Annotated in this window: 12 protein-coding genes; 3 read left to right on the forward strand and 9 right to left on the reverse strand. The window is 40.7% G+C overall.

Translation table 11 applies throughout. The annotated features are described in order from the left end of the window. Positions 1-54: 54 nt before the first annotated feature. Positions 55-2,100, reverse strand: a complete 2,046-nt coding sequence (locus EES38_RS10095) for a methyl-accepting chemotaxis protein (RefSeq protein ID WP_124937056.1) — start codon at positions 2,098-2,100, stop codon at positions 55-57. 105 nt (positions 2,101-2,205) lie between these two features. Then, positions 2,206-2,547 (reverse strand): DUF3802 family protein, encoded by a 342-nt coding sequence (locus EES38_RS10100; protein ID WP_124937057.1) that lies wholly within the window; start codon positions 2,545-2,547, stop codon positions 2,206-2,208. A 288-nt stretch (positions 2,548-2,835) separates the two neighbouring features. On the opposite strand from EES38_RS10100, the gene EES38_RS10105 reads away from it, so the two are divergent. Then, positions 2,836-3,711: a fructosamine kinase family protein gene (locus EES38_RS10105; protein ID WP_124937058.1), complete on the forward strand. Its 876-nt coding sequence runs from the start codon at positions 2,836-2,838 to the stop codon at positions 3,709-3,711. Here the strand turns inward: EES38_RS10105 and EES38_RS10110 are convergent. After that, positions 3,708-4,328 carry a riboflavin synthase subunit alpha gene (locus EES38_RS10110; RefSeq protein ID WP_124937059.1) on the reverse strand — a complete coding sequence of 207 codons (621 nt, stop codon included), beginning with the start codon at positions 4,326-4,328 and terminating at the stop codon, positions 3,708-3,710. The genes EES38_RS10105 and EES38_RS10110 overlap by 4 nt on opposite strands. Before the next feature lie 102 nt (positions 4,329-4,430). Between EES38_RS10110 and EES38_RS10115 the strand changes: the two genes are divergently transcribed. Both EES38_RS10115 and EES38_RS10120 read left to right on the forward strand, forming a co-directional pair. Next, the gene (locus tag EES38_RS10115) at positions 4,431-5,798 is read left to right on the forward strand and encodes an MATE family efflux transporter (RefSeq protein WP_124937060.1); all 1,368 of its coding nucleotides are present in this window, start codon (positions 4,431-4,433) and stop codon (positions 5,796-5,798) included. Positions 5,799-5,814: 16 nt separating this feature from the next. Then, the gene (locus EES38_RS10120) at positions 5,815-6,810 is read left to right on the forward strand and encodes a DUF3080 domain-containing protein (RefSeq protein WP_124937061.1); all 996 of its coding nucleotides are present in this window, start codon (positions 5,815-5,817) and stop codon (positions 6,808-6,810) included. A 17-nt stretch (positions 6,811-6,827) separates the two neighbouring features. On the opposite strand, the gene EES38_RS10125 is transcribed toward EES38_RS10120, so the two are convergent. From EES38_RS10125 to EES38_RS10150, 6 genes are read right to left on the reverse strand one after another with little or no spacing between them, the layout of a single operon-like run. Continuing rightward, complete coding sequence (locus tag EES38_RS10125) at positions 6,828-8,015, reverse strand: tetratricopeptide repeat protein (RefSeq protein ID WP_124937062.1); 1,188 nt, start codon at positions 8,013-8,015, stop codon at positions 6,828-6,830. Next, entirely contained in the window at positions 8,012-8,647 is a 636-nt protein-coding gene (locus tag EES38_RS10130; protein ID WP_124937063.1) for an energy transducer TonB, read from the reverse strand. The genes EES38_RS10125 and EES38_RS10130 overlap by 4 nt, the downstream gene beginning before the upstream one ends. Next, complete coding sequence (locus tag EES38_RS10135; protein ID WP_124937064.1) at positions 8,647-9,051, reverse strand: ExbD/TolR family protein; 405 nt, start codon at positions 9,049-9,051, stop codon at positions 8,647-8,649. The genes EES38_RS10130 and EES38_RS10135 overlap by 1 nt, the downstream gene beginning before the upstream one ends. Continuing rightward, positions 9,048-9,584, reverse strand: a complete 537-nt coding sequence (locus EES38_RS10140) for a MotA/TolQ/ExbB proton channel family protein (RefSeq protein WP_124937065.1) — start codon at positions 9,582-9,584, stop codon at positions 9,048-9,050. Before EES38_RS10140 ends, EES38_RS10135 begins: the two co-directional genes overlap by 4 nt. Beyond that, on the reverse strand, positions 9,584-10,939 hold the full coding sequence (locus EES38_RS10145; RefSeq protein WP_124937066.1) for a MotA/TolQ/ExbB proton channel family protein: 1,356 nt from the start codon (positions 10,937-10,939) through the stop codon (positions 9,584-9,586). Before EES38_RS10145 ends, EES38_RS10140 begins: the two co-directional genes overlap by 1 nt. Further along, positions 10,939-11,697: a DUF3450 domain-containing protein gene (locus EES38_RS10150; RefSeq protein WP_124937067.1), complete on the reverse strand. Its 759-nt coding sequence runs from the start codon at positions 11,695-11,697 to the stop codon at positions 10,939-10,941. Before EES38_RS10150 ends, EES38_RS10145 begins: the two co-directional genes overlap by 1 nt. Positions 11,698-11,823 lie beyond the last annotated feature (126 nt).

Raw genomic sequence — 11,823 nt, forward strand, 5'->3', positions numbered from 1 at the left:
ATAACGATAATGACGAGGATTCTAATACCACTTTACCGAATTACAACTTAGAAATTATCTAAGTCTAAATTTACCCAGCATATTTTCCAGTGTTTTAGTTGTCGCTTGTACTGTTCTTGCTGATTCAACAACCGAAACCAAATGCGATGACGATTGACTTGATTGCTCACTAATACTTCTTACAGTATTACTCACATCCAACGTTGCCCTTTCCTGCTGCTCCGCGGCAACAGCAACCTGTTCTATCCTTTGACTAATATTGGAAATAGCATGGGTAGCGTCTTCAAATGCGACTTTTACTAAATTTGAAGACTCTAGAGCTTTAACCATTTGATCACGGGAAAGTTGCGTAACTTGGCGGGACTTTTCACTAGAGGATAAAAGTTCATGCATGCTTTTGCGGATACTTTCTGTTTGAGATGTCGTATCACTTGCAAGACGACGCACTTCATCAGCCACTACCGCAAACCCTCTCCCTTGTTCCCCTGCTCTTGCAGCCTCAATAGCCGCATTTAAAGCAAGTAGGTTTGTACTTTCCGCAATACCATTAATCAGATTAACCATGTCTTCGATACTTTTTACCTTTTCATTCAGTTCCAGCATAGACTGTTCATTAATATCAAGCGTCGAATTTAAGTCTTCAAGCGTCTGTAAATTAGAATGGAGTGATGCAACACCTTCATTCAGAGTTGATGAACCTGAACGAGTGAGAGACAAGACATCATGTGTGGCGAGTGTAATCTCTTTTGTGGATGTTTGAATCTGTGACATGGTATCGCTCATCGCGGCCAACTCATTATTTTGCTCTCGGAGTAGCTTTTCCGATTGCTCTATATTCTGATACGTGTCAATGGATGCTCGGCGTAATTCGTTAGAGTTTTCTTTCACCTGAAGCAGAGAGTCACACACTATGTTTTCAACTCGTTGTATGCCTTCAGATATATGAGAAAATTCAGAGGGACCATAAGTACGAGGAGCTTGAGCGTTATCCTGAGAGAGCTGTCTTTTTCCAAGATGTTCGAGATGCTGATGAATCTGAGTTACGCTCCTTCTAATCCAGCGATGAATTAAAACAGCAACAACTAAAAGTGCCATCATCCCCAAACCTGCACTGATCAAAATAAAACTCAAAGAATTGGAAAGGACATGATGTACTTTGACCTCTTTACTATCAAGGTTTGACATCATAAGAGCCAACATATTGTCCAGATTAACCAATATATCATCTGACAAAGAAGACATATTTTTCAGCTTGGCTACTTGGTTACTTTGTATAACAATTAGGGACAGCGCACTATCCAGTATTTGCCCCGAAGCAAACCCATTAGTTACAATGTCATACCCAGATGTAAAACTTGTAAACTCAACAACGTCGGGATAGCGTTCTTTAAAGTCATCATAGGCTAGATTGACACCAGCTAAGCGATTCTTTAGTTCTTTTACGATGTCATTTCCGCTTTTCGGGTCGTTTTCCATAAGCAATGATAAAAATAAACTGTCCATTTTAGACGCATTTGATACTAGTCTGTTTGCTGCATCCATTGCTTCAGGATCGCCGAAAGCTAAAGAGGTGGCAATACGATTCATTTCAGGACCTAATGAACCTAATCCATACCTAAATTCACTTTTATCTGCGTCAACTTGGTTTAGAACATCAATGTATAGCTTTCTTGACTCAATCAATTCAAAAGCACTCTTTTCAAATTGAGCAATTTCATTTTTGATCGCTTCTAATTGATTGGTTGATATAACGATATAGTCGGCATTCATAGAATTGAGTTCAAGCAATCGAGTCAATTCTTTATCTAGTTCTGCTCTCGTTGAATTAATTCGCAGAACGACATGCTCTACGTTTTGTAACGACGATTTTTCTGTAATCACTTTCGTCAATAAATCATTCATTCTAAGTACGTGTTGAATGATATTGGATTGTGTCACAGCGAGAGGAAAATCTTGTGTTGTTATGTATTGAAATTGCTTTTGAATTTTCTTTAGGCTTTCAATACTTTGAAAACTAATAAATCCAATAACAACGAAGAAAGACAGTATGAGAAAAGAAAAAACTTTTATTAGAGAGAGGGTTTTAAGAAAGTTAAACATATTACCACTGTATGAATTTTTCTAACTACAGGGATAATATGTTTGTAATTTATCACTTTTGATACGCTTTTGTGACTGTTTAATGACAATGCTTGATTGATAAACCTAATCGTAAGTAGCAACGGCAGAATCAAACAGGTTCTTAACTAAGGCAATATACTCGTCTAAAAAGATAATCTGTTCGTTGGTAGCCCTTTTCGTCCAGCATCCCGCAAGCACTTCGCCCAAATCTTCGGCGACAATGTCAGCTTCTTTAAGTAATTTAAAACGAACACTAGAGTGCAACTCTGGATTTTGCTCAAAAATAGCCATGATATTGCTGGCAATCATATCGGTAACAACGTCTTCTACACTTTCTTGTCCGGTATCTCCGTCCTTGGTAAAAATATCGAGATTTAAAGCCAAGTGTTCTATCAGTGCTGTATAGCCTTCTTTATCCACAACCACGGCGGAACTCCAATCAATAAACTTCGTTTTATAAGACAATTCTATTCAATGAATTGGCAAATTCACACAAATGATACATTTAGAATGCCAGTTTATACCATTTTATTGATAAATATCTAATTTAGTTAAAATGTTAAACCGAATTTTTGAGCTAATGCTAAATTTGAGTATGGCATAGTAGTATGAAAGCTCAAGTTAACTCTTGCAGTTTCAAAACAAAAATATAGCGCAAAAAGTGTACGTTATATCTAAACTTACCAACAACTAAAGTGAAAACACGAGGCGCTTATGTGGGAAGGTATTGCTAAGCATATTTCACAAGAGTTAGAACGTGGCTTTATTATATCCAGACGAGAGCATCTATCTGGGGGGGATATCAATGAAGCATACGTAATATCCAATTCCAAATTGAGTTTTTTCGTTAAAGTCAACGATAAGCCAGCAATAGATAACTTTGTCGCTGAAAGTGAAGCTTTGCGAAGACTGCAGCTAACTAATACTATCCGAGTTCCTGAGGTCATAACCTGTGGAACAAGTAAAACGCATTCATTTCTTGTCTTAGAATATATCCCCTGTACCACGCTAATTGATAGCTCGATAAGCTATAACGCTGGAGAGGAATTGGCAAAACTGCATAAATGTGATGATCAGAAGCAGTTCGGTTTCGATCAAGATAATTACATTGGATTTACCGTTCAGCCTAATCCTTGGAGTAAAAATTGGGCGAGTTTTTTCTCGGAACAACGGATAGGCTGGCAACTTCAGCTACTTTTCGACAAAGGTATTGTCCTAACAGACATAGAATCCTTTGTTGGTTTGATCCATGATAATTTACTTGCTCATAACCCTAAGCCATCTCTTCTTCATGGTGATCTATGGACAGGGAATTTATCCCAGTACTCGAACGGCGCTGTATTTTATGATCCAGCGAGTTATTGGGGAGACCGTGAATGTGATATTGCGATGACTCGCCTGTTTGGTCAATTTCCGAAAGAATTCTATCAGGGATATGAGCAAATTTATCCTCTATCCCCAGGCTTCAAAGAACGAATGTCGATTTACAACCTCTATCATATCCTGAACCACTGCAATTGCTTTGGTGGTCACTATTTAGCTCACGCAGAATCCATGATTCAGGAAATAAAATTGGCACTAACAGTTTAAGCCACTGCGTTCTTGTTATTGTGCATAACACGTTCTACGGTATCGACGACCGCCTGGGTGCTTGCGTCTATCTCAAGGTTTACTTGATGACCGATTTGACGTTTCCCAAAAAGAGTTCGTTCGATTGTTTCGGGTATCAAATGAACGGAAAAATGATCGTCTTTAACATCGCCAATCGTAAGAGAACAACCATCAAGGCCAACAAATCCCTTGGGAAGAATATACTTCATTAATTCTTCTGGAGCTTTAAACCAGATCGTTTTGTTGTTTTCGCTAGCTATAATTTCGGTAATATCAACGGTCGCGATAATGTGCCCAGACATAACATGACCACCAATCTCATCGCCAAACTTTGCTGCGCGTTCAAAATTGATGTAGCTACCTTCTTCCAGCAAACCAAGATTGGTGAGCTTTAGAGTTTCCTGCATTAGATCAAACGTGACATTGTCACCTGAAATGGCCGTCACAGTTAAACAACATCCATTATGAGCAACTGACGCACCTATTTGAAGATGTTCAGTATGGCCTTGCGGCAACGAAATCGTATGCGATTGCAGTCCTGGTTTCTTTTCTATGTGGGTAACTTGCGCGATCCCCTGAACTATCCCAGTAAACATGTTACTTCTCCTAAATTTTAATAGCAGTATAAGGCGCATTTCTTTATCATGGCGCCTCTTTCACCACGGATAATCTTGCCATAGTACCCATCGGAGAAATTGGTGTCTAATTATAAGAACGAAGCAAACAACTTAGTCCGACTAGCGACCCCCGTTTTAATTGCGTCTGTGGCCCAGACAGGCATGGGCTTTGTTGATACCATTATGGCAGGTGGATATAGTGCTGTTGATATGGCAGCAGTTTCGGTAGCGGCAAGTATCTGGCTTCCCACTATCTTATTCAGTATGGGGGTATTGATGGCTCTGATTCCGGTTGTAGCCCAATTATCCGGTGCCCGGCGAATAGAAAGTATCCCTTTTGAAATACAACAAGGTATTTATACCGCTTTAATCCTTACTCTACCGACGGGATTGGTACTTTATCAGTCCCATTATATCCTTCAGCTGATGGACGTTGAACCTCAGTTAGAACTTAAGACCGTACACTATCTCTATGCCATGATCTTTGCTGCGCCAGCATTTTTACTCTTTCAATCATTACGTAGCTTCACTGACGGGATCTCGCGAACCAAGCCTGCAATGTTTATCGGTTTTGTCGGATTACTGTGTAACATTCCGCTAAACTGGATTTTTGTATACGGTAAGTTTGGTATGCCTGAATTGGGTGGCGTTGGCTGTGGTATTGCGACAGCATTAGTCTATTGGTTAATGGCCGCATTGCTTCTGTTCTATATCTTAAAAGCTCACGCTGTGCGCCACTATCAAATATTCCAAAAATGGCACCCTATTAATCTCAAAGAAGTGTGGAAACTATTTAAGCTAGGACTACCAGTCGCGTCTGCTCAATTTTTTGAGGTGACATTGTTTGCCGCAGTGGCGTTGCTGATTTCACCGTTAGGCCCAACAATTGTGGCAGCCCACCAAATTGCGATTAACTTTTCTACTTTAATATTTATGTTGCCGATGAGCATTGGTGTTGCGGTTACGATAAGAGTCGGACATTTTTTAGGTGAAGGCCGAAATGAAGATGCACAAATAGCGACAAAGACAGCGCTGTTTGTTGCCATCGGTACTGCCTTGATAACGGCAAGTTTTACTATGCTAGGAAGTGGTATCATCGCTCGAATGTACACAAGTAATCAGGAAGTACTCGATCTTGCGGTATCATTATTAATCGTTGCAGGCGTTTATCAATGTACAGATGCATTCCAGGCAACAGCTGCTGGAGCACTTAGAGGTTATAAAGATATGCGTGCTATCTTTATACGTACCTTGGTTTCTTATTGGGGGGTCGGCCTACCTGTAGGATACATACTCGGAATGACTAATTGGGTTATCAGTCCCATGGGAGCCAAAGGATTTTGGATTGGCTTCATTGCTGGGTTATCGACGGCAGCAGTATTGTTAGGATTACGACTCAAAGTCATTTTTAAGTTATTCAAAAAAGTTCCAAACACACAGACTACATAAAACCATTGGAGGAGAAATGCAGAAAATCGTTGTCATCGTATTCCTGCTATTCTCCTTGACCTCCTGTACGGATGACCATTTACCAACACAAGCTTTTAGTACGTATCAAGAACGAATTGCGTCGATTTTAAACGTAAATGAAGTGGACCTAAGCACTCCAGATTATTCTCTTTTACCAGATAAACGAGAAATCCCCATCGTCATCGAAAGACAGTCTATGGGCTTGGTCGATAGCTACAGCTTGAAGTCGTGCGGTTTATTCGAATTGATTGCAGAGAAAAACTCGATCCTCGGAAAAGTAAGCGACCCATTTCGCAATTTAGACTACGAGTTGAAGTTCATTAAGATAGGTTCACAATGCCTAGCGGCCGATTTAAAGCCCGAAATAAAACAATTTATTGCCAAGATCATTGCCGAAAAGCAGCGGAATTTAACACTATATTGGCAGGCAGTTCTCTACCATAGCGAAGCGATGCGCGTACAACTAGGGAAAGCCGAGTGGTTAGTGTCGGGAATCCCAACTTCAGAGACTGAAACTGCATTGAAAAATCTATCTTCACTTTTTCCACTAATTAAAAATCCAGAAAATTTGGCATCAATAACAGTAATAAAAGTGACATCGTCACAAGAAGATTTGGAGAAACAGCCCTTGCTCGGGCCTCTACTTTTTTCAATGCAAACAACAACATCTTGGCTCAATCAAATTACCCAGTGGTTACAGCAAAATGATGAACGTTTATTATGTGGCCCCAACAGGGATAAAACCAAAACACTTTACCTAAGGAATGTGTTTTATAAATACTATATAGGAGTTATACAGCCCTATCTTGCTACCCTAGATAGCGTTTATTACCGAATAGAAGCATCTACAGTCATATTCGACATCCCCGACTCACAATATGTTTACCCAATAAAAAATGCACACACTCTGTTTAGGAAATCGATACAGAAGCATGTGCATTACTGGCAAAGCCTATTTGAACGCTGCAACATCTCACCCACGGCAGGATGAGAGGATTGAACAACGTATCACGCGTTTGACATTCTTTCCTGGTATTTTTGCAACTGGCTTAAATACTTAACCCAACTCTTTGTTTCTCGTGAAGGATGTAGATCATGAGCCTCCTGAGCGAGTCTTAATGCTGGGCCTAACTTATTTAAGCGATACAATACACGAGCTTTTGCTAACGCCACTTTATCTTTAGGGTAATGACCTTCCAGTGATTGCAGCGTTTGGTAAGCATCGCTATAACTTCTTTGCTGAAGCTCAATCTGAGCAACGTTCCAAAGGTATTTTTTATTCATTTGAGCAGCTATTTGCCAGGTCGACTTCGCTTGCGTCCATTCTTTTGCGTTTTGCCAATAGCTCGCGAGCTGCACAACAAGCTTACGATCCTGTTTGACACCCGAAATATTTTCGAGAACTCTTGCCGCTCTTTCCGGTATACCATTCTGTCCATATAGCTGTGCTAAAAGCAGAAGATCGGTGCGCTTAAGCGATACACCACTAGTTTTAGCGAGTTCAAGACTACTTAATGCATCTCTATGTTGATTCGTCTGCATTTGTAAATTGACTAGCTGTAACCACCAATTTCTATCTTTCTTATCAAGAGGGATGATACGTTTTACAGTAGGGATGGCCGAGCGAAACTGCTTGAGTTGCAGTTGTGCGCCTAATTTAATTGATAGAGGTGTGATTGCATCAGGCTTCTTGAACTTTTCGTATTGTGCTACGGAAGTAAGAGTTTGCTTCCACTGCTCTAACTGATAATGAATTTGGGCAACACGCAACCAGATTTGATCAATATCCTTACCATCCTGAGGATTCTTCAGCAAGTTTTCATAATGGGAAAGAGCTTGACGATACTCGTGACTATTGAGTAACAACCCTGCAAGCATGTTTTCAGTCGACCAGGCTTGCTCATCTTTAAGCTGAGCTGAATCCACCGAGGCTTTTAGCGCTTTAATCGCGTTGTTTGGTTGATTATTTTCCCAGTAATAGATACCAAGAATACGATTTAGGTACGCCTTATCATATTCGCTTGATGTATCGATCTTATTCAGGGTTGCAATGGCTTCTGAGAACTTATCTTTCTCAGCGAGCTGTTGAGCAACAATAATTTTTTGTGTCGTCCGGGTACTCAACTCGGCGGCATTTGCGCCCAAAGACGCGAAAATACTCCATACCAACAACGCTTTTATTACTGGCTTTTTCATTTTGCGATCCTAAATTCCACTTTAGTTTGCTGTCCTGTTACCACTGACGCTGTTCCATTTTCTACATTAGGCTGATATTTCCAACGTTTAACTGCTCTAATGGCTTCACGGTCAAACATTCTGCTTGGTTTTGATTCGACCACCTGAATATTGAATGGCCGCCCGTTTTCATCAATATCAAATCGAACAACAACATACCCTTCTATGTTACGTCGTAACGCTCGTGATGGATAGTTTGGTTGTACGCGGTAAATCGGCATTAGCTGGCGATTGTCGCTCACTTGACTAGTCAGTTTCCCGATACTAGGAGCCTGAATCGCGACTCCTTTTATTTGAGTATTCATACTCAACTGCGCTACCGGGCTATCAAATGATGCATCAAGCGATGACGCCGCAGTTGGTTTCGGTAATTCATTTGTTGGCGGCTCTGGCGGAGTTTCAGGTTGATCTGGAACGGAGCGTTGACGCCTTTGGACATCGGTATCATTTTCAACCATCACCATATCAAACTGAAGTGGAGAGGCCTGTTCCGGTTTCTGAGTTCTTCCGTTATCGACCATCCAAGCCATGAAGCTAAATAGAAGAAAAGCGATAAGAGCGCTTGCTGGCATCGCAATAAAATAACGAGCCATTATTTCTTCTCCGCAGCCAACGCGATGTTCTTAACTCCAGCGCCCTTTGCCGCATCCATTACTTTGACCACTGTGCCGTTATAAGCATGTTCATCAGCCTGAATAACAAGTGATGCATCTGGCTTATCGGTCATCATTCTTTCCAAGGTGGCTTGCACCCGTTCAACATCGACCTGATTCTTATCGATATAGATATCGTTTGCTGACGTTATAGCAACAAAAATTCCCGCATCTTTCTGACTCACTGCATGTGAGGCTTGCGGTCTGTTGACTTCAACACCAGATTCTCTGACAAAAGAACTGGTGACGATAAAGAAAATCAACATAATGAACACGATGTCTAGCATAGATGTTAAATCAACTTGAGCCTCATCCTGGCGATTTTGTCTACGTCCTAATCTCATGAGTAACTCCTAAGTGACTTTTCTAACTTCATTTCCATCATTTGGCATTTTTTCTGAAGACGTGCATGGATGAACAGGCCTGCTAACGCAGCTACCATTCCAGCCATAGTGGGCAACGTTGCTAATGAGATACCTGAAGCCATCAGTTTTGGATCCGCTGTCCCTTTGGTCGCCATCACATCAAAAACGGATATCATTCCAGTGACTGTGCCTAGTAAACCCAACATCGGACAAATTTGTACTAGCACTTTAATAAAATTAAGATGCTTAAAAAGAAGGATATGAGCTTCTGAGAGCCAGCCTTCACGTATTGATAACGCATACCAAGAAGAACGATCATTTCTGCTATGCCAATGTTTAATCCATTCTTCACTGTGCTTTGGAAAAGTAAACAAAAGGAACATGATCCTTTCCGCAACAAAGAACCAGGATAACAATACGATAAATGCCAGCCACCACAATATTGTTCCCCCTTGAGACATAAAGTCGTCAAGAGGAACAAAAAGATGATCGAGTGACAATAGACTCAACATTAGGCTGCTTTCCCAAGTACGTTTTTAAGACCATCTTTTTCAGCTTGTTCTGCAACCAGACCAATCCCTTGCTTTTCTAATATGGTTCGAATTGCTTCTGACTGAGAGGTAAGAATATTATGAGCAAGCAACAATGGCATTGCAGCGACTAATCCAAGAACAGTTGTAACAAGTGCCATCGAAATACCACCGGCCATTACTTTAGGGTCACCGTTACCGAATAGAGTAATAACCTGGAATGTTTCTATCATACCGGTTACCGTACCCAGCAGACCAAGCATTGGAGCCAGTGCAGCAAGAAGCTTAAGCATTGATAACCCTTTTTCTAAATGGCTTTGCTCGTCGATAACAGCTTCTAGTAAACGTAGCTCCAAAGCCTCTACTGACTGAGAGTTATCTTTCTTATAAACACCAAGTACGCGTGCCAATGGGTTGTCACCAAGTTGACTCGGGTTCTTAAGTTGGGCATTAATTTTCTGCTTACTTACCATCAGAACCACACCACGATAAATTGCGATAATCAATCCGATAACCAGTAGTCCAATGATGATATTACCTATAACACCACCTGCTTTAATTCTGTCAGAAAGTGTCGGCTCATTTTCAAGCTGCTTGATAAGCATCCCTTTTGAAGGGTCAATGGGTAGATACTGAGTTTTACCATCCATTAGCTGAGTAACCGAACTTAGAGTTGGTGCATTGTCTGGCTGAACAGAGTAAGAAGTCGCTTGATGCTTCGAGTCGTCCCACTCTAAATATCCAGAATTGTCGATCATGGCCAAATTGCCGAGACGAATAACTTGTTTTGTCGATTTTTCACCTTGTTGATCAACGAAAGGAACATCGATAGCTTTGATTTCACCGCTCGCAGAGATCTGATCTTGTAGAGCAAGCCACAAGCCGTTGAGCTGTTTTAGTGATGGTAATGATTTAGCAGCGACAATATCTGCAATAACATCGCTATATTGGTTATGATCAGCGGTGCTCACCGCATCTTCCATGTTTGAGTTGAGCTCTTTTGCATTTTGTCTTACGACCCCAAACATTTCACCTAAACTGCCACTTTCCAAGCGTAACTTCTCTTCCAACTTAGCCAACGAATCTTCGTTTTGACTAAATTTTGCCGAAAGCTGATCTATTTCTTTTTGGATTTGTTGTTTTTCTGCCGTCAAATCACTTTTTTCTTGTCGCAACTCCGCTTCTGAACGTTTAAATCCAGACTCACGTTGACGATCGTGACTCGCTTCCTGAGTTCTTTGTGCTTTAGCGTCTTGGGTTAATGACGCACTCTGAACTGAAAACGAAGAAGCCAGAGATAATGAAATGAGTAATGATGAAATTAATGTACGCTTCATTAGTTCATCTCCTTAGCTTTTAGAGAAAGTGGCAGAGTCAATAACTGAGGTGCAATTTGTTTATTTGCTAAGGCATATGCTTGGTTGACTTGCTCTAAGTAACCTTCATCACCTTTAACCCAACTTTGTGATGACTGTTCCCACGTCCAATATTTGGATTTATCAAGACTTCGGGCAATGAGAACCGCTCTACCAAGATAAAAAATATCAGCTTCGACAGTTCTATTATCGGCTAAGTCGATATCGCTTCTGTAGGTCGCCATTTTGTCACCATATTGATATTCAACTTGGTAAGCTTCTAAGATACGACGGTATTTTTCTGCCTCGCTCACATCTGCGCGGGACATCAAAGAACGCAGTTCGTCTAAACGTTGGATTCTCTTCTCTTTATTAATGGGTTTGTCTGTTTCGATCTGCTTTTGTAGTCCATCAAGCATCTCGTACATTAAAGGAACGATACCCTGACGAGTCTCTTTTATTTCGGTGATCTGGTTATTTAGGCTATTCATTTCGTCCTCTTGGCTTGCAACAAGTCCCATGAGGTGCTTTTTGTATATTTTGAGATTATGAAGCTCTTCGTTTAGCTGATCGATATCCGAACTCATTTGATTCGATCTTACGACACTTTTATCGATAGCCTTCTGGCTGCTTACAGAAGCCTGATTTGTTTTATTTTGTATTGACGTTGCAGTGTCGATGTCCGCGGCATGAAGCGCAAAACTCGAGAATGTGGCAACAAGTGCTAGACTAATTTTCATTTAATTGTTTCACTAAAATATTCATATGAGCTTGGTCTCAATCTTAATGAGAAAGTCTCTCATTATCAATAAATAACTTTGAGAATTTCACTTCTTTCGCTTTTAGCGGAGAATAAGAAACGCATT

Origin of the sequence: Vibrio viridaestus, from assembly GCF_003856525.1 — a bacterium.
Taxonomy (GTDB): Bacteria; Pseudomonadota; Gammaproteobacteria; order Enterobacterales; family Vibrionaceae; genus Vibrio; species Vibrio viridaestus.